The following is a 21,943-nucleotide window of genomic DNA, read 5'->3' as shown; positions in this document are numbered from 1 at the left end:
CCCCGATGTTGAACGTTTGGAGGCAGAGTTATAGCGCTAACGCCAAAGGGCAACCCCTACTAGGGGCGAATGTAAGCAAAACCTTGCTCTTGCAACTCTACCAGACGAACAACACCCGACGGCACGACGTTCGCCTCGTCCATCAGTTCAACATCATGGCCAAGTTTCTTGCTCATATTGCGCAAGGTGTTTCCACAGGCAGCAAAGGTCAGGTTGTCCATTTCCAATGACATGGCCGATATGCGGTCGGCGACCGGGCTTTTGCCGGGAACGTACATATTCAGGCCCGGGCCATAGGCCACGACTTCTACGACAACCTCATCGCCTTGTTCTTTGTAATAGGCGGTGACGTTTTGGACGTTGTTCAGGGCCATATTCATGACCTGTGGGTCGTTCTCATCAACGTGAACCGCGATGTGGTGGGTTACACCTTCGGCAAGGCAGGCAGTGGCGGACCCAAGGGCAATGACCCCGGCAAGTAGAACGTTTTTCATGTGATGTCTCTCCCTATTTACCGGGCCAAACTAACAGAGTTTCCGCCCAAGACATGCATAACTTTGAATTGATTTGACCGAACGGGCCCACCCTTCACACACTGTGCCATATGCACGCTTTCAAGACATATGCTAGCCATCGCTCAAGCCCTGCGTTAAACGTGCCCCGAAACGACGAAAAAGGCGCATCGCATGGCACGCATCCTTATCACCTCGGCCCTGCCCTATATCAATGGCATCAAACATCTGGGCAACCTTGTCGGCTCTCAGCTTCCGGCAGACCTGTTCGCGCGCTACATGCGCCAGCGCGGGCACGAGGTGATGTTCATCTGTGCCACCGACGAACACGGCACGCCCGCTGAACTGGCCGCAGCCAAAACCGGCGAAGAGGTCGCGGATTACTGCGCCCGCATGCATGGTGAACAGGCTGAATTGGCTGACGGTTTCCGCCTATCCTTCGATCACTATGGCCGTTCGTCATCCGACCAGAACCGCGCATTGACCCAGCATTTCGCAGGCAAACTGGCCGACAATGGCTTCATTCAGGAAGTCAGCGAAAAGCAGGTTTATTCCAACGCCGATGGCCGCTTCTTGCCGGACCGCTATATCGAAGGCACCTGCCCCAACTGTGGCTATGACCGTGCGCGCGGCGACCAATGCGAAAACTGCACCAAGCAGCTGGACCCGACCGATCTGATCGATCCTCGTTCGGCCATCTCTGGCTCGACCGACCTTGAGGTGCGCGAAACCAAACACCTGTACCTACGCCAATCTGCGATGAAGGACGAAATTGATCAGTGGATCGACAGCCAAAAGGGTTGGCCGGTTCTGACAACCTCGATCGCTAAGAAGTGGCTGCACGATGGCGACGGCCTACAGGATCGCGGCATCACGCGTGACCTGAAATGGGGTGTGCCGGTGAAAAAGGGCGGCGACGATTGGCCGGGCATGGAAGGCAAAGTCTTTTACGTCTGGTTCGACGCGCCCATCGAATACATCGCGGCGACGGCGGAATGGGCCGATGCGAACGGTAAAACCGATGCTGATTGGGAACGCTGGTGGCGCACCGACAAAGGCGCGGATGATGTGCGTTACGTTCAGTTCATGGGCAAAGACAACGTGCCGTTCCATACGCTTTCGTTCCCGGCCACGATCATGGGTTCGCGCGAACCGTGGAAGCTGGTCGATTACATCAAATCGTTCAACTATCTGAACTATGACGGCGGCCAGTTCAGCACCAGCCAAGGGCGCGGTGTGTTCATGGATCAGGCGCTGGCGATCCTGCCTGCCGACTACTGGCGCTGGTGGCTTTTGTCCCACGCGCCCGAAAATTCGGACAGCGAATTCACGTGGGAAAACTTCCAAGCTTCGGTCAACAAAGACTTGGCCGACGTACTGGGCAACTTCGTATCGCGCGTCACCAAATTCTGCCGGTCCAAGTTCGGCGAAGTGGTGCCCGATGGCGGTGCGTTCGGCGCACAAGAAGACGCGCTGATCGCTGAACTGACCACCCGCATCCGCGCCTACGAAGAACACATGGAAGCGATGGAAGTTCGCAAAGCCGCCGGAGAGTTGCGCGCGATCTGGGTTGCTGGCAACGAATACCTGCAAAGCGCAGAGCCTTGGGCCAAGTTCAAGACCGACCCGGAGGCCGCCGCCGCCGTTATCCGCCTGTCGCTGAACCTGATCCGCGTGTATGCGGTTCTGTCGCGCCCGTTCATCCCCGACGCCTCTGCCGCGCTGATGGAAGCCTTGAAAACCGGCGATGACAGCTGGCCAGATGATGTGGCCGCCGCCCTGTCCGCCCTGCCCGTTGGCCACGAATTCACCGTGCCCGACGTTACGTTCCGCAAGATTACCGACGACGAACGCGTAGAGTGGGAGGCAAAATTCGCGGGAGGACGGGATTGAGCGATCTGCTAACCATCACAACAAACGGCCATGTGGCCGAACTGTGCCTTAACAGGCCAGAAAAGAAAAACGCGCTGAACTTTGACCTGCTGGACGCACTGACGGCAGCAGGCGAAGATCTGAAAACGCGCAAAGACATCCGCGCCGTCATTCTGCACGGCGCGGGCGGCGCGTTTTCGGCAGGTATCGACCTGATGCTGCTGCAAAGCCTTGCGACGCGTTTGGACGAAATCAAGCAACAGATGCGCAACCCGCCCGAAGGCGAAGTTGCGAACCTGTTTCAAAAGCCCATCACTGTCTGGCAGGAACTTCAGCTGCCCGTTATCGCCGCGCTGGATGGCGTGTGCTTTGGTGCCGGTATGCAACTGGCGCTTGGTGCCGATTTCCGCATCGCCGCGCCTGACACCAAGCTTTCAATCATGGAGGCAAAGTGGGGCCTGATCCCTGATATGGGTATCAGCCAATCCCTCCCCCGTCTTGTACGCCCGGATGTCGCCAAAGAGCTGGTTATGACAGGCCGTATCTTCGACGGGGCCGAGGCGCTTTCCATGGGGCTTGTCACCCGCTTGGCCGATGACCCGCTGGCCGAAGCCCGCGCATTGGCCGAAACGCTGGCCGAACGCGCGCCTGACGCGGTGCAACGGGCGAAGGTGTTGGTGGATACCGCTTGGGGTGCCACAGCCGCCGAAGGGCTGGCGCTAGAGGCAGAGCTTCAGGCCCAGATCATCGGTGGCCCGAACCAGATGGAAGCGGTGATGGCCAGCCTGCAAAAGCGCAAGCCGGCCTTTAAGTAACGCTTAACGCACCACGTAGACTGAACATTTCGAATGCCGCACAACACGCGCGGCATTCGGACCCAGCAGGTAATCGCTAAGCTCTGGCTTGTGCGATCCGATAACGATCAGGTCGCTTCCAGCCTCGCGCGCGGCGTGCAGGATTTCGGCGTAAGCCTTGCCCGTTGCAACCACATGGCGGACCTCTTTGTTGACCTCTGCCCCCAGCGTTTCGGTCACAAATTCATTCAGAATTTTGCGCCCTTCGGCCACTGCTTTGTCGTGGAAGTTGCGATCAAAGAAGCCTCCAACAACGCTCATCCCGAAGTCGGGGACGACGGTGATGACATCAAGCCGCGCATCGTCAAGCTGCGCAAGCTTATGGGCCTCCATCAACACGTTCCGGTCAACACCGGGCTGGCTAACATCGATGGCACACAAAACAGAACTGCTCATGCTGCTACTCCTTCCTGACGTCGGGCACGTGCCCTTTGGATAAAGGCCACACCCGCCAACAGAAGAAGCGCGGGAATGAACACCAGTTCTTTCAAAGGCTGTTTTGCCGGGGCCTGAACCGATGCGACCGTAACCGGCGCATCACCGTAGAAATCAAACGAGCTCATCGTGTCGAAGAAAGGCGTACCGGGGAACGGTTCGTCCAATTTCAACGCACCGTCTTCTTCGAACACGGTCAGGCCGGATGCGGCAAGGCGTTCGTCGCCGGACGCCTCTGCACCCACGGGCACCACAAGCGTGGTTTCCTTCGGCTCTCCGGTGTCAAAGTCTGGGCCGCTTACGACAAGACGCACCTCTTTGCCTGCCTCCATCGCGCCGATGGATTGGCTAAGTTGCGCAGGTGCGATGTTTTCGAAGGGTGGCACGATCCGGTTCATTACGAAATCAGGCCGGAACAGAACAAACGCGATCAGCACCAGCGCGACGCTTTCCACGATGTTGGAACGGGTTACAAAATACCCCATCGTACCGGCCGTGAAGACCAAGATCGCGATAGAGGCGATGATGAACACAAGGATGCCCTGCAGCCAGCCCACGTCGATCAACAACAAATCCGTGTTGAAGATAAACATGAACGGCAACGCAACGGTGCGCAGCGAATAGAAGAAGCCGATGAAGCCCGTTCTAATCGCATCGCCGCCCGAAACCGCAGCAGCCGCAAAACTGGCAAGACCCACGGGTGGCGTCACATCCGCCATGATCCCAAAGTAGAACACGAACAGGTGGACCGCGATCAGCGGAACGATAAGGCCCGATTGCGCGCCCAGTTCCACCACGACCCCCGCCATAAGCGAGCTGACGACGATATAGTTCGCCGTAGTCGGCAGGCCCATCCCAAGGATCAGGGACAAGATACCAACGAAGATCAGCATCAGGATCAGGTTACCGCCCGAAACGAATTCGACCAGATCGGCCATCACCTGCCCGATACCGGTCAAGGTAACGGTGCCGACGATGACGCCCGCAGTTGCGGTGGCCAGGCCAATACCGATCATGTTGCGCGCACCGTCAATCAGACCGGCGATCAGGTCTTTCACCCCATCGCGGAATGCATTGGCGGTTTCGCTTTCACCACGGAAGATCGATTTCAGCGGGCGTTGCGTCAGCAGAATGGCGAACAGCAGCGCGGTCGCCCAGAACGCCGATAGACCCGGCGATTTCTGTTCGATCATCAGGAAGTACACCAAGACGATGATTGGCAGTAGGAAGTACAGACCAGCCTTATAAATCTCGGCCACGACAGGCAGTTCAACCTGTTCCGCGTTGGGGTCGTCTGCCTCTAGGTCAGGAACCTGCGCGGCAAGCCACAGCAGCACAACGTAAGACAGGAATACCAGCAGGGCCAGAACCCAGCCCGCACCCGATGGCACCATCGCCGCAACCAAAGCCACAGGATACTGCACGCCGTAACACAGCGCCGCAAAGCCTGCGAAGAACAGTGCCATACCGCCAATCGTCCGGCCCAACGATGTGATCCGGTTGCCAAGGGTTGGCATGTTCCGTTTCACGGCTTCCAGATGCACGATGTAAACCAGCGCCATGTAGGAAATGATCGCAGGCAGGAATGCATGGGTGATCACCTCGACATACGAAATGCCGACATATTCAACCATCAGGAACGCGGCCGCGCCCATGACGGGCGGCATGATCTGCCCGTTGACCGAGGATGCAACCTCAACAGCGCCCGCTTGTTCCGAGCTGAAACCAACCCGTTTCATCAGCGGAATGGTGAACGTGCCCGTCGTCACAACGTTTGCGATGGACGAACCGGAAATCAGGCCAGTCGCAGCAGAACCAACAACAGCCGCTTTGGCGGGACCACCACGCAGGTGGCCAAGTGCGCCAAAGGCCATTTTGATGAAATAGTTCCCGGCACCGGCCTTATCCAGCAAGGCACCGAACAGCACGAACAGGAACACAAACTTGGTGGAAACGCCCAAGGCAATGCCGAACACGCCTTCGGATGTGATCCACATATGGCTCATCGCCTTCTTAAGCGAAGCACCCTTCCAACGGATGACATCAGGCACCCATTCGGACGAGCCGAAGAAGACATACATCAGGAAAATCGTCGCGATGATTGCCATCGCGGGGCCAAGCGCGCGGCGCGCAGCTTCGAAAAGCAGCAGCAGGCCAGCAAGCGCAAACCACTTGTCCATATCATCTGCCAAGCCGCCGGAATTGACGATCTTCTGGTAGAAAATATAACCATAAAGCGCGATCGCAGCCCCTGCGATTGCCATGATCCAATCCTGAATAGGGATGAAGTGGCGCGGGCTCGATTTCAGCGCTGGGTAGGCGGTGAAGGCAAGGAACATGGCGAATGCCAAATGGATCTGACGAGAGTTGTTAATGATGTCTCCCGGCAAAACCACATTCGAAATGGGCGAAGCCAGAACCACCTGAAACACGGACCAGACAACCGCCACAACCGCCAGAAACGTGCCGACAGGCCCGATTGGGTTGCGTGCGCCTGAATCACTTGCAGCGACGAGTTCTTGAAGTTCTTCCTCTGAAAGCGCTCGGCCTTCGGATCGTCTATCCGACATATCACAAATTCCCTGATGATGCCGTGTCGTCGCACGGCTTTCAATTCGACATAGCGCTTATAATTGCGCCTTGGTTCGGGTTTTCCCGTAACACAGCAAGACGGGGGCTAAAGCGCCCCCGCCCCTAGGTCTTTAGATCAGATTATTCGATCCAACCCATCTCTTTGTAGTACTTCGCAGCACCAGCGTGCAGCGGAGCGGACAGACCAGCGGTCGCCATTTCTTCTGGCTTCAGGTTTGCGAACGCAGGGTGCAACTTTTTGAAGTCTTCAAAGTTGTCGAACACCGACTTTACAACCGCATAAACAGCGTCTTCGGAAACTGCGTCAGACGTGACGAAGGTCGCGCCCACACCGAAAGTCTGAACGTCAGCATCGGAACCGCGATACATGCCGCCAGGGATCGTTGCCGAACGGTAGAACGAGTTGTCAGCGATCAGCTGATCAACTGCTTCGCCGTCTACAGTTACCAGAACCGAGTCACAGGCTGTGGTGGCTTCCTGAATGGAACCGGATGGGTGACCAACCGTGTAAACCATCGCGTCGATCTGGTTGTCGCAAAGCGCTGCGGACTGTTCAGCCGCTTTCAGCTCTGTCGCCAGTGCAAGATCATCGGTTGTCCAGCCTTTGGCAGCCAACAGAACTTCCATCGTGCCGCGCTGACCGGAACCTGGGTTACCGATGTTCACGCGCTTGCCTTTGAGGTCGTCAAAGTTGGTGATGCCAGCGTCAGCACGTGCAACAACTGTGAACGGCTCTGGGTGAACAGAGAATACAGCGCGCAGACCTTCAAATGGGCCCTGCTCTTCGAACTTCGAAGTACCGTTATACGCGTGATACTGCCAGTCAGACTGAGCAACGCCGAACTCAAGCTCACCCTCGCGGATGGTGTTGATGTTATAGACCGAACCACCTGTGGATTCGACCGAACAGCGGATGCCGTGCTCTTTGCGGCCTTTGTTTACCAGACGGCAAATCGCGCCACCTGTTGGGTAATAAACACCAGTTACACCGCCTGTGCCGATGGTGATGAATTCTTCAGCCATTGCCGCTGGTGCGGCCATCATGCCCACTGCAACTGCAGCGGCTGTGAATTTGAATTTGGCAAACATATTATACTCCCGTTAGTTGGATCTTCGTCTTTTTACTCAAGGTTACACACGCCAGAACTCTTCCAGACGGTGATTGCTGGCCTCCACTTCTTCTATGCGCGCTTTGGCCTTGGGGCCAGAACGTGCCACAAGCATACCGATGATTGTCTCAAGCAGTACAAGTGTGGCCGCATATGAAGAAAAGAACTGCGGGCTTTCTGATGGCAGGATGAACCCCACAGAGGCATGTTGCAAGGCCGGGCATGTATGACTGTCCGTAAAGACAATTACATACGCGCCTTTTTCTTTGGCCATTTCCGCTGCCAAAATCGCCCGTCGGGCGAATGGCGGCTTGGTTATTATGATCACGGCATCGGTCTTGGCAAGGTCCGTCAGCGCAGAAGAGACAGATGCCCCTAACCGCCCGGCGATGCGCCAATTTGCAGAGAAATAGCTCCCCATATAGCCAAGGTATTCAACGATCCCTGTGGACCCGAAGGCCCCATACACAGTGACACGTTCGGCATTGTGCAAATGTTCGACAGCGGCTTCAAGCCGTGATGGTTCGATAAGTTGCGCAGTCGCTTCGATATTCGCGATACAGGCGGCCGCCTGCCGTTGAAGAAACGGTGGCTGTGAGCCACTTTCTGATTCGGCCTGAAGGCGACGGGCCTTCTCTGAAAAGCTGACATGCCTGCGGCCTATCGCGCTGCGCGAAAGTTCCCGCAGGGCTTCATAGCTTTCAAAGCCCAAAGCGCGCGCAAGCCGCGAAAACGTCGCTGGTGCAAGGCCGGATGATGTAGAGATTGAACGCAGCGACCGTGTGGCCACGTCAACGGGGTGGGCCGCAACATAATCGGCCGCGTCCTTTAGCTTTGCGCTAAGGCCAACGTATTCGGCGGCGATTTTTTCTTCGATCGACGAAGCGCGCGGCATTCTCACCCCAATGGAATCATTGAAACAGAACGTTTCATGCGTTTTAAATCTTGTCAATTACTGAAACGTATGTTTCATGCTTTGACATGCGAGGGTTCCGCGAGGGAACCCGCGTGAAAGGGTCGCCTGATGTCTCATATTTTCCCACGCCACACAAAATCAGATTTGCCGACAGCCGCGCGCGGTGAAGGCGTATATCTTTATGATACTGATCGAAAACAGTATTTTGATGGTTCTGGCGGGGCAGCTGTTTCATGTCTTGGCCATGGCGACGCAGACGTAACGGCCGCAATCAAGTCCCAACTTGAAACACTTGCCTTCGCCCACACCAGCTTTTTCACCTCTGCGTCGGCCGAAGCGTTGGCCGACAAGCTGATCGCCAACGCCCCAGAAGGGTTGGACAGGGTTTATCTGGTTTCGGGCGGATCGGAAGCGATGGAGGCCGCGCTGAAGCTCGCGCGTCAGTATTGCATCGAAATTGGTCAGCCGGAACGCCACCGCATCATCGCACGACGCCAGAGTTACCACGGCAACACCCTTGGTGCGTTGGCGACGGGCGGCAACATGTGGCGCCGCGAACCATTTGCCCCGATGATGATCGAAACCACGCACATCGCGCCCTGCTATGCCTATCGGGGGCAAGCCACCGGTGAAACTGCGTTCGATTACGGCCAGCGCGTCGCGAATGAACTCGAACAAGAGATTTTGCGCCTTGGCCCCGAAACGGTCATGGCCTTCGTTGCCGAACCCGTTGTCGGCGCGACCGCTGGCGCAGTGCCCCCTGTTGACGGCTATTTCAAACGTATCCGCGAGATCTGCGATCAATACGGTGTCTTGCTGATACTGGACGAAGTCATGTGCGGCATGGGGCGCACCGGCACGTTTTTCGCGTGTGAACAAGACGGCGTTGCCCCCGACATTACCGCCATCGCCAAGGGGCTGGGTGCCGGGTATCAACCGATCGGCGCAATGCTGTGTTCGGCCGAAATTTATCGCGCAATCGAAGACGGGTCCGGCTTTTTCCAGCACGGGCATACCTATATCGGGCACCCGGTTGCGGCGGCCGCCGCGCTTGCCGTGATCACCAAGCTGACCGATGGCGGGCTTGCCAAGCGGGCGCAGGTGATGGGCGCAAAGCTGCAATCAGCGCTGGAAGATGCGTTCGGCCAGCACCCTCACATCGGAGACATCCGCGGGCGCGGCCTGTTCCGCGGGCTTGAAATCGTTGAAGACCGCGAAACCAAACGCCCCTTCGCGGCTGACCGCAGCATCCACAAAGTGTTGAAGCGTGAAACCTTCGCCGCCGGTCTGATCTGCTATCCCATGGGCGGCACCATCGACGGGCGCAACGGCGATCACATCCTGCTTGCACCGCCGTTCATCCTGACAGATGCCCATATTGATGAGGTTGTCAGCAAGCTTAAGCAATCGTTCGACAAAGTCTTTTAGCGAATGAACCCTTTGGGAAATACGGGACAGAGGATAAACAGAACCTGACATTCATATTTTAAGTCAGGAGCGGCCGTGCCTTCGTTCACCCCCATTTCCCCCGATGACCTTCAGATTTTGGCTGAACTTTCACTCAACGCCTATGCTGGCGGCATTCCGTTAGAGGACCGCTTGGCCGATACGGGCTGGTCCGTTCTGGGTGCTGACGACCTGAACGTTGCCGCTGGCCGGTTCGGGTTCTACTTCCGTAAGGGCTTTGCGGACGGTCAGGTCAGCTATACCCCCACGTCCGAGCCGGGCTATTTCACCAACGCTGGCCTGATCGGCGGGCGGGCGTTCGGTTTTGTTGCCATCAGCGAAGACGGCACCACCCTAGCCATCAGCATTCGGGGCAGTGAACCGGACCCGCTTGACATCGGCGACTATATCGACGCCGCCTTTGCCCAAGAACGCCACTATGCGTTGCTGGACCCGCTGTTCACAGCCGCGCTTGACTACGCCGCCGCGAACGGCATTACCGAAATCGTTGTTACAGGGCACAGCCTTGGCGGGGCGATGGCCGAAAGGTTCGCCTATTTGCTGGATGACTACATCGCCGAAAACCCAGCCGTGGCCGAGATGTCGTTCCAAATCGCCACCTTCGGGTCCCCGGGGCTGGACGCTCCGTTAACGGCCGACAACGGGGTCGCCGAACATGTTCTTAACGTTCAGCACAGCGACGACCCTGTTGTCAGCTTAGAAGAGCTTGGGCTGGGCTGGCATCAAGGTCAGGTGCTTGAACTAGAGCTAACAGCCGACGCGGGCCCCGGCGCCGCAGAACACAGCATGGTTCTATACCTTGAAACCGTAACCGCGATTGCGGAAACCGTGGATGAAGATGCGTTTGGCATATTGTTGGCCGACAGTCAGGCATTCCACGGGGGTATCGGTACGGAGGGCGATGACCTGCTGTCATCCGCGCTTGATTACCTAACACCCGCTGACGGGCTGTTCGGCATTGGCCTTGCCGGGAACGACACGATTACCGGCACCCAAAACGCCGACATTCTGGTCGGCGGCACCGGAGAGGACCGCCTGTTCGGCCGCAACGCTGATGATTACCTTTCCGGGGGCGACGGTGCGGATCGTCTGTTTGGCGGCGCGGGAAATGACACCCTGTTCGGCGGGGCCGAGAATGACCTGTTGGTCGGTGGTAGTGGCGCAGACACTTTCGTTTTTGCCGACAGCTTCGGCACCGACACCGTTGTGGACTTCGACGCCAACGAAGATCAGCTTCTGATGCTGGGCCTTACGGATGCTGACGTGCAGGCCGCGATTACGGCATCTTACGAAACATCAAGCGCGCTGGTCATACCATTTGAAGATGGCGAAATTCTGTTGTCTGGCCTATCGTTAGATGATCTGACAGCCGATTTTTTCGTGCTCTAAGTCACGCAACACATATTACCAATGGTACCCGCGGCCGGATTCGAACCGGCACGGCATTCCTGCCTAGGGATTTTAAGTCCCCTGTGTCTACCATTCCACCACGCGGGCCATTGGTGCGGCGACAATAGGCATTGGCGAGGGCGTGTAAAGAAGGCTCAGATATCTTTATCCGGTTCTAGGGCCAGCATGTGTCGTTCTGGCAGCCACGGGTTCATCTTAAGCGCCTTGCGAAGCGTCTTTTGCCCCGCCGCAACGCGCCCCAGCCCGATCTGCGTCAGCGCCTTACCTGCAAGGGCGGCGATGTGATCCGGGGCAAGTGAAAGCGCGCGATTTAGATCAGCCAAAGCGGCATGATAGTCCTGTCGGATAAATGCAACAAAAGCACGCTGATTGTACCCTTCGGCATAGTCGGGACAGTATTCGATCAACGCATCAAACGCCTTGATCGCACCGACAAAGTCATATGCGGCACGGCGTTCAAGCCCTTCGTCCAGAATCTCTTGGGCGTGGGGGTCCGGCGCGGTCGCCCAGATTCCCCACAACTCATTCGTCAACAACTTCGCCGTACGTTCATCCGGCGCGGATCGAACTTCTGCCATCAGCTCTGATTTTCGCGGCTCCTGCTCGGGAACAGGTGGGCAGGAATTGGCGTAGGCGGGCATCGCAATCGCGGTAAGGGCTATGATCAGTCGCATGCCCTAAGGGTGCCACGACTGCGAAATACGTCAATTCACGTTTAAGAAAGCACATCAACCGCGTTGGTTCATCAGCGCACGCGCCAGCGGCCCCCATACGAGTGCACCGTCTAGAATCGTCCGATCTTTGCATCCAGCGTCAAAAAGACACTCTTCCCAATTTTGCCCAATTATTTAGCCAACCTGACATTCGGTTTGATAACTTGAGGTCATTTAATCCCAACATTTCGCCATATACTTTGCAAAAAGATTGGAGCGAACCATGTCAAACCTTGACCTAAACCGGATCGAAACTGACACCTACGCTGACGAGGAAGCCACTGTTCAGCGGCTGGTTGAACAAGCCAATCTAAGCAAAACCCAACGCGCCCAAATCTGCCAAACCGCCTGCGAGTTGGTCCGCGACATCCGATCAAGCGCGAAACCCGGTTTGATGGAAGTGTTCTTGGCCGAGTACGGTCTTTCGACCGACGAAGGCGTGGCCTTGATGTGTTTGGCCGAAGCCCTGTTGCGCGTTCCGGATGCTGAAACGGTGGATGCGTTGATCGAAGATAAGATCGCCGCGTCGGATTGGGGCAAGCATTTAGGGCATTCCTCTTCGCCGTTGGTTAATGCCTCGACTTGGGGGCTGATGCTGACGGGCAAGGTGTTGGAAGACTCTGACCCCGGCCTTATCGGAACCCTGCGGGCGGCTGTGAAGCGGTTGGGCGAACCGGTGATCCGCACCGCCGTTGGGCGCGCGATGCGCGAAATGGGCCGTCAGTTCGTCTTGGGCGAAGACATCGACGCAGCAATGAAGCGCGCCAAAGGGATGGAGGCGAAAGGCTATACCTATTCCTACGACATGCTGGGCGAAGCCGCGCGAACCGGCAACGACGCGAAGCGATATTTCGATGCCTACAGCGATGCGATTACATCCATCGCAAAGGGCTGCCATTCGCCAGACGTGCGAAAAAACCCCGGCATCTCGGTCAAACTGTCTGCCCTGCATCCGCGTTACGAGGTGGCACAAGAAGCCCGCGTTATGGGTGAACTGGTACCGCGTGTTGTGGCCCTTGCATTGCAGGCGAAGACCGCCGGAATGGGGTTCAACATCGATGCGGAAGAGGCTGACCGGCTGACCCTATCCTTGCGCGTGATCGAAGCCGTCGCCAGCGACGCTCAACTTGCTGGCTGGGATGGGTTTGGCGTGGTTGTTCAGGCCTATGGCCAACGCGCCGCCGGGGTTCTGGACTGGGTCTATGCATTGGCGCAGCGGCTGGATCGTCGGTTCATGGTGCGCCTTGTGAAGGGCGCGTATTGGGACAGCGAAATCAAGCACGCGCAGGTTTCGGGTGTTGATGGTTTCCCGGTGTTCACCCGCAAGGCCGCGACAGACGTCAGCTATATCGCCAACGCCCGCAAACTGCTGGGAATGACCGATCGGATCTATCCGCAATTCGCCACCCATAACGCGCATACGGTCGCGGCGGTTCTGCACATGGACGCTGACCGCGATGCGTTCGAATTCCAACGCTTGCACGGCATGGGCGAACGTCTTTACGACATCGTCATGGAGAAACACCAAGGCGCTCGCTGCCGGATCTATGCGCCTGTAGGCGCGCATCGTGATTTGCTGGCCTATCTGGTTAGGCGGTTGTTGGAAAACGGCGCGAACAGCTCGTTCGTCAATCAGATCGTTGACGAAGATGTCCCCCCTGCTGTTGTCGCAGCTGATCCGTTTGATGCAATTGGGCGGACGATCAGCAATGTGGTGACCAAGGGGCCAGCGCTGTACCTGCCCAAGCGCACGAACTCTAAGGGGTGGGATTTGTCGCATGGCCCGACGCTGGCTGAAATTGACAAAGCGCGTATGCCTTATGCGACCGCGCAGTTTCAGGCAGGGCCAAACTTGGCGGGGTCAGTCGCGCCGCTGGATGCGTTGCCGGTTTTGAACCCGGCCGCGCCTGAAGACGTGGTGGGAACCGTTGAACCCGCATCGGATGCTGACATCGCCACAGCCTTGGATGCGGCAACCCCATGGGGCGCATCACCAGCGGCCCGTGCTGAAACTCTTTTGCGGGCGGCGGATCTTTTCGAAGCCGACTTCGGCAAGATTTTCGCAATTTTGGCGCGCGAGGCCGGAAAGACCCTGCCCGACGCGGTCGGAGAGCTGCGCGAAGCGGTCGATTTTCTGCGCTACTATGCCAGCCGGGTTGGTACCCTGACCGCCCCTGCCCGCGGTGTTTTCAGCTGCATTTCGCCATGGAACTTTCCCTTGGCGATTTTCACAGGGCAGATCGCGGCAGCCTTGGCTGCAGGGAACGCCGTGTTGGCAAAGCCAGCAGAGCAAACACCCCTTATCGCAGGTTTCGCGGTCGAGTTGCTGCACCGTGCGGGCGTTCCGCGTGCTGCGCTTCAGCTTTTGCCGGGCGACGGTGCGCGCGTTGGTGGCGCACTTGTGTCGGATGCGCGGGTGGGTGGCGTGACCTTCACAGGCTCCACCGCCACGGCGCAAACCATCCGAAAATCCATGGCGAAGCACCTAAGCCCCGGAACTCCTTTGATCGCAGAGACCGGCGGGCTGAACGCCATGATCGTGGACAGCACCGCCCTGTTAGAACAGGCCGTGCGGGACGTCGTGGAATCGGCGTTTCAATCTGCGGGGCAGCGATGCTCCGCCCTGCGCTGCCTTTATGTGCAGGAAGACATTGCCGACGCCTTCAATGCCATGCTGTTCGGCGCGATAAGCGAACTTGCCATGGGCAACCCGTGGGAACTGCCCACGGACTGTGGCCCGTTGATCGACGCAGAGGCCCATCGCGCGATTTCAGATTATATCGCCGCGGCGCGAACTGAAGGCCGCCTGTTGTGGGAACAGGCAACGCCAAGTGGCGGGTATTTCCTGTCGCCCACCGCGATCAGCGTTCCGGGAATTGGCACCCTTGGCCAAGAGGTATTCGGCCCTGTCCTGCACATCGCGACATTCAAGGCAGATCAGATTGACGCGGTCGTGGATGCAATCAACGCCACGGGCTATGGGCTGACGTTTGGCCTTCACACACGGATCGATGATCGGGTTCAGCAGGTTATTGAACGGCTGGAGGTCGGGAACATCTATGTAAACCGCAACCAGATCGGCGCGATTGTCGGTAGTCAGCCGTTTGGCGGCGAAGGCCTGTCAGGTACCGGGCCCAAAGCAGGCGGGCCAAACTATCTGCAGCGGTTTACACAGGGCGAACGCATCCATGCCCCCGATGAAAACGGCGACATCCCAACAGATGTTCAGAAGCGCCTGACAGGCGCATCCGCGCAGACGGCACCGGCCGAAACGCACGCCCTGCCCGGCCCCACGGGGGAATCCAACAGGCTAAGCACCACATCGCGGGCACCGTTTTTGTGCCTGGGCCCCGGCGCGGCGTTGGCCCAAAGTCAGGTGAACGCTGCACTTTCCTACGGCGGCCATGCCATTGCGGCCCCCGGCCTTTCGCCAAAGGCGCTGGAAACGCTGCAAGGGTTCGGCGGCGCGGTCTTTTGGGGCGGCGACGACACCGCCCGCCAATACGAACAGGCACTCGCAAACCGAACGGGGCCGATCCTGCCCCTGATAACAGAGGCAATCACCCCATCGCGGGTCCAGTTAGAGCGCCACGTCTGCGTTGACACAACCGCATCAGGCGGCAACGCCGCGTTGCTGGCAGAGGTCGCTTTGTCTTGACCTGCCGTCCCGGAAGGTTAGCGTGGCGGCATGTTTCCTATACGTGATCACAACCCGTCAGAACGCACACCTTATGTCACTTACGCATTGATTGCGGTGAATATTTTGGTGTTTGTCAGCTATTGGCCACTGTTTTCAGAGCCGGTGAAACTGCAAAGTTTCTTCTTTAACTGGGCAATGATTCCGGCGGCGGTTTCGGACGGGCAGATGTGGCATGGTTTTCTGACCTCCATGTTCCTGCATGGCGGGTTCATGCATCTGGCGGGAAACATGCTGTTCCTGTGGATTTTCGGCGACAACCTAGAAGATGAACTTGGTCACGTCAGGTTCCTAGGCTTTTACCTGTTAAGCGGCTTCGCGGCCGCCTTTGCGCAATACGCGGCCGAACCACAATCGATGGTGCCCATGGTTGGCGCATCGGGCGCGATTGCCGGGGTCATGGGGGGCTATCTGTTGATGTTCCCAAAGGCGCGGGTCGACGTGCTCTTTATCTTCATCATCTTCTTCCGCATCTTCCCGCTGCCTGCATGGGTCATGCTGGGCGTCTGGTTCGGGCTGCAACTTGTCAGTGGCGCGCTGGCCGATCCTGAAACCGGCGGGGTCGCCTATTGGGCGCATGCAGGTGGATTTGTTGCCGGGCTGCTGCTTATGCTGCCAGTGTGGATGGCACGCGGCGGCCAAGCGTATTGGACCCAAACCCACGGGCACCCACCCCACCCCGAGGCACAGTACCGCCGCACAAGCATTCCCGTCGTAAGACGTAAGTGATCAATCGCTGCGGCGCGATTGAAGGGGTCACATCCCGTGATTTATGAAAAGTCCCGTGGGCGGATGGCCTTAACCATCCGTCCGACAGGCAGGCGCCTTAGGCGTTTCTGATAACTTTTGCGAAGCTATCAAAAATCGGCTCGTTCGCGGCGATGACTTCGCCGTCGTCCATGATATTGCCTTCGGGATTGATTGGCGCGATCAGGCCACCCGCCTCGCGGACCAACAGCAGGCCAGCCGCCATATCCCATTCGTTCAACCCACGTTCCCAGAAGCCGTCGTATCGGCCCGCAGCAACGTATGCCAAATCAAGCGCGGCAGCGCCCCAGCGGCGAACGCCAGCTGTCTGGGGCAAAAGGCGCGCCAAGTCTTGCAACGTCGCAGGAAGATCAGGGCGCCCACCGAATGGCAGGCCGGTGGAAAAGATCGCCTCGATCATGCGGTGACGGCCCGAAACACGCAGGCGGGTGCCGTTCATCCATGCACCACCACCTTTTTCAGCAACGAACATTTCGTCCTTTGCTGCGTCAAAGATGACGGAGGCGACGATCTCGCCCTTATGTTCCAGCGCGATGGAAATCGCCCAGTGCGGCAAGCCGTGAAGGAAGTTTGTGGTCCCATCCAGCGGATCAACGATCCAGCGGCGGGTCGGGTCCACACCTTCGACCGCAGCACTTTCTTCGCCCACCCAACCGTAGTTGGGGCGCGCGGTCATCAGCTCATCGCGGATGATCTTTTCAGCGGCCAAGTCAGCGCGCGAGACAAAATCCCCCGGCCCTTTTGCCGAAATCTGAAGATTTTCGACTTCACGAAAATCCTTCACAAGGCCCCGGCCCGCTTTACGCGCGGCTTTGACCATGACGTTGAGATTTGCACTGCCTTGCATGGCTGTCCCTTCCTATTCGCCCTCCCTTTACGGGCATAGGCGAGGGATTCCAAGGGGCGAGTGATGCAGACCGGCCCTGCAATGACAGGGCCGGTACGTCACTTATTTGTCAGCCTTGCCACGACGCAGCAAAGTTTTGTCGGTAATTGTGATGCCATCAGCGTCCTCTACCGCGAAAAAGACGGTCTGACCTGTGGCGATCCGAACCTCTTTTGGCTTCACCTTATTGCCGACGATGTGAACCAGAACGCCTTCGCCCATTCGCTTCATCGCGCGTTCGGCCCCATCCTTACCTTCGGCGGGTTCGTTTTCCACGATGATCACGCCACCAACGCCTGATCCATTCGCATCCACCCATTCATACCGCCCCGGCAAACCAAAAGCGTGGGTATAGACGACCTGATCGCGCAGCTCGGTCGAGGAGAAGGTCGTTTTACCGACTCGTCCCGCCACAGAAAACGCAGGCGCGTTACGGTCTGGTTGGTGAAACAGGATCGCGTCGCCCTGCTCTACCTCTTTAGGCATGTCACCAACCTGAAAGCCGCCATCGGCATGTTTCAGCGGCACCATATGCTGCTTGCCACTGCTGCGCAGTTTCGCGGCGTTGGCCTTGTTCGCCTTCACCTTGATACGGTTGGCGCTAGCATCCGCCATTGGCAGAAAGCCACCAGCGGACATTCGAATTTCGAACACGAATTCGCCGGGCTCGGTCACCTTTTGCATATAGCAGTTCAACGGGCCAAGAACGCGGCTGTCTAAAGCATACATCTTAAAACTCCTTTCAATAATTACGCGGCCGAGATGTTGGCGCTGATCACCAGTTCATCTTCGTCCGTTGCTTGAACATCCGCGCCAAGCGTATCGATGCGGATGCTGACGGCCGGATCAAACGCGCCCATTGGCGGCAACACCTGCTGCACCTGCGGCTGGCGATAGATTTCAAAGGTCAGCCCTGCCAAGAACAGCGACAGGATCGGCCCCAAAAGGCCGGTGATGGCTGACACCGCAAATATCGCGCCCAGCACCACCGTTAGCCCCGCTAGGAACGGCCCGATAAACGGCACCTGAAGCAGCGCAAGTGACAGCGCCGCAATCAACGCAGTGCCGATAGCAGTAGAGGCCGCATCCAGAGAAAGGCTGGGGATATCGACGATCTCTATCTCGATCAGCCAATCGGTTCCGTCCTGCATCGCCAACAACCTGAAATCAGCGGTGGCAGACACCGTGCCGGAATGGCTGATCGGACCCACCGGGATCGTCGGCCATGTGATGCAGATTTCTGGGGTGCAGATATCAGGAAAGAATGGGATCGGGATACAGATTTGCGGGATGCAGAAATCGGGCAGGAAATCACCGATGTCGATCGAAAACCCGATGCCAACGGTAAAGTTCATGTCCATATTCGCAATACGCACGATGTCGGGCGTGCGCAAATCGACACTGCCCCCGGAAAAGAACGTGCTGGCGTTCCAGTTCATGTTGAAGGGGCCAAGGCTGCTTGTCCCGGAATCGGCTAACGTGCCTAGAAGCGCTTGGGCGTTGGACACCAAAAGCCCCGCCTGTGCTTCGTCCACGGCGACTTGAATATCATCCATTTTGAAATTCCTTAAATAATGTTGGCGAAAGCTTTGGCCGTGTCATCCTCGACGGTAATGCCGCCGACCGGAACCAAAGTGCCAATCTGAATAAAGATTGAACGATACGGGATGCGCAGATCCTGAAGCATCTCTCGCAGGATCATCTTCAGAATGCAGGACAGAACCGCGCCAAGCGTTTCGGGGCGGATGTCTTTCACCATCACGTCGTCCACCTGCAGGGCCAGCTCATTGCCAACACGCACAAGTTGCCCCCGTGCGCAGACCTTTAGTGTGGTCGAGATCGGGTCAAGAATGGGCCGTTGATCGTCCTTGGGATCGAACGGTTTGTTCTGGCACCCGACGGTCAGCCGCACCTCTGTCTGCAGCGAAAACTGCCCCGGCCCCGGCGGCAGGGCGAACCCTTTTGTATCGGGGTGAAGGTCGATCACCGGCTGCTGGAAAAACAAACGGTATTCGATGCCGAAAGGCGGGATAGCTGGAATTTGTGTCTGGGTCACCGTGGTCGCAGATACAAACGCCGGGGAACCCCAGTGAAGGTATCTTGGCCGTGCTTGGAAAAAAGCGGACACGAAGTCGTTAAAACCATCTTCATGCACGCCTGCAAAAGCCCCAGAAGTTTGGGTCAAACTCATAATACACCTCTAAAAATTTAGTCCTAAAATAGTGGACAGAGGGTACCACAGGTCTCGATTCGAATATAGGTCCGATGCGGACCTTTGGATTGACGCCTAACCTATTATGTGCGTTGCAGTTTCACCGGTTCGGTGCGGGCTAGACGCATGAAATGGGCCATAAATGGCTTAGTCGCATCCTCGGAACGGGTGGCAGCATACATGCGGCGGGTGACGCCGGTCTTGGTCAGCGGCTTAACCACCAGATCGGAACTGTCGCGCGCTTCGCGCACCACCCAGTCGGGCAAAACGGTAACACCGCGGTTCGATGCAACAAGCATTAGGATCACCGCCGTCAATTCGACCTGCCGCATCGCGCGGGGTTCAACCTTGGCTGGCGTCAGCAGTTCCTTGAAAACATCAAGGCGCGAACGATCCACCGGATAGGTGATCAACAGCTCATCGCGCAGATCCTCGGCCTCGATATACGGTTTAGCGGCAAGCGGGTGGTTCGCCGCGCAGATGAATGATGGCGCGTAATCGAACAGTGGGGTGAACGTGATGCCGTCGATATCCTCCGGGTCAGAGGATATCACCAGATCAACCTCCTCCCGCGTCAACGCTGGTAACGCATCGAACGACAAGCCGGGGCGGATATCAACGTCAATCTCGGGCCAGGTTTTGCGGAAGTCGCCCAGCACCGGCAGCAGCCAGTCAAAACAGGCGTGACATTCCATCGTAATATGCAACCGGCCCGATTTACCGGAATGAAGGGCTTTGAACTCTTCCTCGGTCGCGGCGATTTCGGGCAGCACCTTTTCAGCAAGGCGCAACAGCTTGGTCCCAGCCGCCGACAGTTTCAGCGGTTTGGACCGGCGCACGAACAGTTCCATCCCAACCTGATCTTCAAGGCCTTTCACCTGATGGGACAAGGCTGATTGCGTCATGTTCAACTGGTCGGCCGCACGTGCCAGACCGCCGGATTCATGAACTGCTTTGATCGTGCGCAGGTGGCGAAGCTCTAGGTGCATACTGTCATCGCATTCATATTGATGATGAGAATTATGAATTTGTTTCACACACTGCGATATGCGACAAGAGGGAAACCCGCAGTCAAATCTGGAAAAATCACATGTCCGCCCCGCGCATCTCTTTCGAGTTCTTCCCCCCGCAATCGCTGGAGGCAAGCTTTCGGCTTTGGGATACCGTGCAAACGCTGGCCCCGCTGAACCCCGGCTTTGTGTCTGTGACCTATGGCGCTGGCGGCACCACCCGCAAGCTGACCCACGAAGCTGTGGCGACCATCCACAAGAATTACGGGCTGAACGTGGCCGCGCACCTAACATGCGTTGATGCGACCCGCGAAGAAACAATGGAAATTGTGAACGCCTATGCCGAAGCTGGCGTAAGTGAAATCGTTGCCCTGCGTGGCGATCCGCCCAAGGGCCAAGGCGGGTTCACACCGAACCCCGATGGTTTCGCGAACTCTTGCGAACTGGTCGAAGCACTGGCCGAAACCGGCAAGTTCAACATCCGCGTCGGCGCATACCCTGACCCGCACCCCGAAGCGAACGGCGCTGGCGATGACGTGAAATGGCTGAAGCGCAAGATTGACGCTGGCGCATCTTCGGCAATCACTCAGTTCTTCTTTGAGGCCGACACGTTCTTCCGCTTCCGCGATGCCTGCGAAAAAGAAGGCATCGACGCGCCGATCATCCCCGGCATCCTGCCGATTGAAAACTGGGCTGGCGTGCGCAAATTCGCAGCCCGCTGCGGCGCGCACATCCCGACATGGTTGGACGAAGCGTTCGAAGCGGCCAAACGTGACGGCCGGGAAGAGATCCTTTCCACCGCCATCGCGACAGAACTGTGTTCAGACCTGATCGACGGTGGCGTCGAAGATTTGCACTTCTACACGCTGAATAAACCGCACCTGACACGCGACATTTGCCACGCCCTTGGCGCGCAACCTGACGTTACGTTGGAAGACGTCGCCTAAGCTTGTCGACACCCTGCCCGGCTGGTTTACTTGAACCAGCCAGGGAGGGCTGAATGACCAATCTGAAAATCGCCGAAACCCCTAATGATCTTCCTAGCCAGGAAGATCTTTTGTCGATGTCGGGCCTTGAATTCATGCAAGCCATGCTGCGTGGAGAACTAAGCGCGCCGCCGATTTCGGGCGTGTTGAACTATCGCGCATATTCGGCCGAAGAAGGCCGCGTTGCATTTCGTGGCACGCCGCAGTTTGAATACACCAACCCGATGGGCACGCTTCATGGCGGTTGGTATGGCACCCTGTTGGACAGCTGCATGGCCTGCGCCGTGATGACCACCGTGCCAAAAGGCAGCTTTTACACCACCCTAGAATACAAGATTAACATCACCCGCACGATCCCGATGGGTATGGAAGTGGAAGCCGTGGGAACGATCCAACACGCGGGCCGGTCCACCGGCGTGTCGATGGGGGAAATTCGCGGCGTTGCGGATGGCAAGCTATATGCCACCGGCTCTACCACTTGCCTGATCATGAAAGGCCGCTAAG

General features: G+C 57.6%; 19 protein-coding genes and 1 tRNA gene. 8 read left to right on the top strand and 12 right to left on the bottom strand.

Annotated features, from left to right (window positions below; genetic code table 11):
• Positions 1–59 precede the first annotated feature (59 nt).
• A complete protein-coding gene (locus COL8621_RS04680) occupies positions 60–494 on the bottom strand; it encodes a DsrE family protein (RefSeq protein WP_093966135.1) in 435 nt (144 codons plus the stop codon).
• 192 nt (positions 495–686) lie between these two features.
• Between COL8621_RS04680 and metG the strand changes: the two genes are divergently transcribed.
• Both metG and COL8621_RS04670 read left to right on the top strand, forming a co-directional pair.
• Positions 687–2,405 carry a methionine--tRNA ligase gene (metG, locus tag COL8621_RS04675; RefSeq protein WP_093966134.1) on the top strand — a complete coding sequence of 573 codons (1,719 nt, stop codon included), beginning with the start codon at positions 687–689 and terminating at the stop codon, positions 2,403–2,405.
• Positions 2,402–3,199: a crotonase/enoyl-CoA hydratase family protein gene (locus COL8621_RS04670; RefSeq protein WP_093966133.1), complete on the top strand. Its 798-nt coding sequence runs from the start codon at positions 2,402–2,404 to the stop codon at positions 3,197–3,199. Before metG ends, COL8621_RS04670 begins: the two co-directional genes overlap by 4 nt.
• Before the next feature lie 3 nt (positions 3,200–3,202).
• On the opposite strand, the gene COL8621_RS04665 is transcribed toward COL8621_RS04670, so the two are convergent.
• The 4 genes from COL8621_RS04665 to COL8621_RS04650 all read right to left on the bottom strand — a co-directional run bounded on the left by COL8621_RS04665 (position 3,203) and on the right by COL8621_RS04650 (position 8,269).
• The gene (locus COL8621_RS04665) at positions 3,203–3,634 is read right to left on the bottom strand and encodes a universal stress protein (protein ID WP_093966132.1); all 432 of its coding nucleotides are present in this window, start codon (positions 3,632–3,634) and stop codon (positions 3,203–3,205) included.
• Positions 3,631–6,243, bottom strand: a complete 2,613-nt coding sequence (locus COL8621_RS04660) for a TRAP transporter permease (protein ID WP_093966131.1) — start codon at positions 6,241–6,243, stop codon at positions 3,631–3,633. Before COL8621_RS04660 ends, COL8621_RS04665 begins: the two co-directional genes overlap by 4 nt.
• A gap of 142 nt (positions 6,244–6,385) precedes the next feature.
• Positions 6,386–7,354 carry a TAXI family TRAP transporter solute-binding subunit gene (locus tag COL8621_RS04655; protein ID WP_093966130.1) on the bottom strand — a complete coding sequence of 323 codons (969 nt, stop codon included), beginning with the start codon at positions 7,352–7,354 and terminating at the stop codon, positions 6,386–6,388.
• A 42-nt stretch (positions 7,355–7,396) separates the two neighbouring features.
• Entirely contained in the window at positions 7,397–8,269 is an 873-nt protein-coding gene (locus COL8621_RS04650) for a MurR/RpiR family transcriptional regulator (protein WP_093966129.1), read from the bottom strand.
• A 129-nt stretch (positions 8,270–8,398) separates the two neighbouring features.
• Here COL8621_RS04650 and COL8621_RS04645 point away from each other — a divergent pair, with 129 nt between their 5' ends.
• Together COL8621_RS04645 and COL8621_RS19250 are read left to right on the top strand one after the other, a co-directional pair.
• A complete protein-coding gene (locus tag COL8621_RS04645; protein ID WP_093966128.1) occupies positions 8,399–9,718 on the top strand; it encodes an aspartate aminotransferase family protein in 1,320 nt (439 codons plus the stop codon).
• A 75-nt stretch (positions 9,719–9,793) separates the two neighbouring features.
• Positions 9,794–11,146 carry an alpha/beta hydrolase family protein gene (locus COL8621_RS19250; protein WP_093966127.1) on the top strand — a complete coding sequence of 451 codons (1,353 nt, stop codon included), beginning with the start codon at positions 9,794–9,796 and terminating at the stop codon, positions 11,144–11,146.
• Between the two features lie 22 nt (positions 11,147–11,168).
• On the opposite strand, the gene COL8621_RS04635 is transcribed toward COL8621_RS19250, so the two are convergent.
• Positions 11,169–11,254: transfer RNA gene (locus COL8621_RS04635), tRNA-Leu, on the bottom strand.
• A gap of 47 nt (positions 11,255–11,301) precedes the next feature.
• On the bottom strand, positions 11,302–11,841 hold the full coding sequence (locus COL8621_RS04630; protein WP_093966126.1) for a tetratricopeptide repeat protein: 540 nt from the start codon (positions 11,839–11,841) through the stop codon (positions 11,302–11,304).
• A 262-nt stretch (positions 11,842–12,103) separates the two neighbouring features.
• On the opposite strand from COL8621_RS04630, the gene putA reads away from it, so the two are divergent.
• Both putA and COL8621_RS04620 read left to right on the top strand, forming a co-directional pair.
• The gene (putA, locus tag COL8621_RS04625; protein ID WP_093966125.1) at positions 12,104–15,538 is read left to right on the top strand and encodes a bifunctional proline dehydrogenase/L-glutamate gamma-semialdehyde dehydrogenase PutA; all 3,435 of its coding nucleotides are present in this window, start codon (positions 12,104–12,106) and stop codon (positions 15,536–15,538) included.
• 30 nt (positions 15,539–15,568) lie between these two features.
• On the top strand, positions 15,569–16,306 hold the full coding sequence (locus COL8621_RS04620) for a rhomboid family intramembrane serine protease (RefSeq protein WP_093966124.1): 738 nt from the start codon (positions 15,569–15,571) through the stop codon (positions 16,304–16,306).
• Between the two features lie 97 nt (positions 16,307–16,403).
• Here COL8621_RS04620 and COL8621_RS04615 read toward each other — a convergent pair whose 3' ends face one another.
• The 5 genes from COL8621_RS04615 to COL8621_RS04595 form a co-directional block, all read right to left on the bottom strand.
• Positions 16,404–17,192 (bottom strand): inositol monophosphatase family protein, encoded by a 789-nt coding sequence (locus COL8621_RS04615; RefSeq protein WP_093966123.1) that lies wholly within the window; start codon positions 17,190–17,192, stop codon positions 16,404–16,406.
• A gap of 102 nt (positions 17,193–17,294) precedes the next feature.
• Positions 17,295–17,960, bottom strand: a complete 666-nt coding sequence (locus COL8621_RS04610) for a hypothetical protein (RefSeq protein WP_093966122.1) — start codon at positions 17,958–17,960, stop codon at positions 17,295–17,297.
• A gap of 20 nt (positions 17,961–17,980) precedes the next feature.
• The gene (locus tag COL8621_RS19080) at positions 17,981–18,787 is read right to left on the bottom strand and encodes a hypothetical protein (protein WP_093966121.1); all 807 of its coding nucleotides are present in this window, start codon (positions 18,785–18,787) and stop codon (positions 17,981–17,983) included.
• 11 nt (positions 18,788–18,798) lie between these two features.
• Positions 18,799–19,287 carry a hypothetical protein gene (locus COL8621_RS04600; RefSeq protein WP_141137831.1) on the bottom strand — a complete coding sequence of 163 codons (489 nt, stop codon included), beginning with the start codon at positions 19,285–19,287 and terminating at the stop codon, positions 18,799–18,801.
• Between the two features lie 239 nt (positions 19,288–19,526).
• Positions 19,527–20,432: a LysR family transcriptional regulator gene (locus COL8621_RS04595; RefSeq protein ID WP_093966119.1), complete on the bottom strand. Its 906-nt coding sequence runs from the start codon at positions 20,430–20,432 to the stop codon at positions 19,527–19,529.
• Between the two features lie 101 nt (positions 20,433–20,533).
• On the opposite strand from COL8621_RS04595, the gene metF reads away from it, so the two are divergent.
• Positions 20,534–21,400, top strand: coding sequence for a methylenetetrahydrofolate reductase [NAD(P)H] (gene metF / locus COL8621_RS04590; protein WP_093966118.1), 867 nt, complete (start codon positions 20,534–20,536; stop codon positions 21,398–21,400).
• Between the two features lie 53 nt (positions 21,401–21,453).
• Positions 21,454–21,942, top strand: coding sequence for a PaaI family thioesterase (locus tag COL8621_RS04585; protein ID WP_093966117.1), 489 nt, complete (start codon positions 21,454–21,456; stop codon positions 21,940–21,942).
• The last annotated feature ends 1 nt before the right edge of the window (position 21,943 follow it).

It is taken from the genome of Actibacterium lipolyticum (assembly GCF_900184935.1).
GTDB classification, from domain to species: domain Bacteria; phylum Pseudomonadota; class Alphaproteobacteria; order Rhodobacterales; family Rhodobacteraceae; genus Actibacterium_A; species Actibacterium_A lipolyticum.
This window is presented reverse-complemented; position numbering and strand designations above follow the sequence as displayed.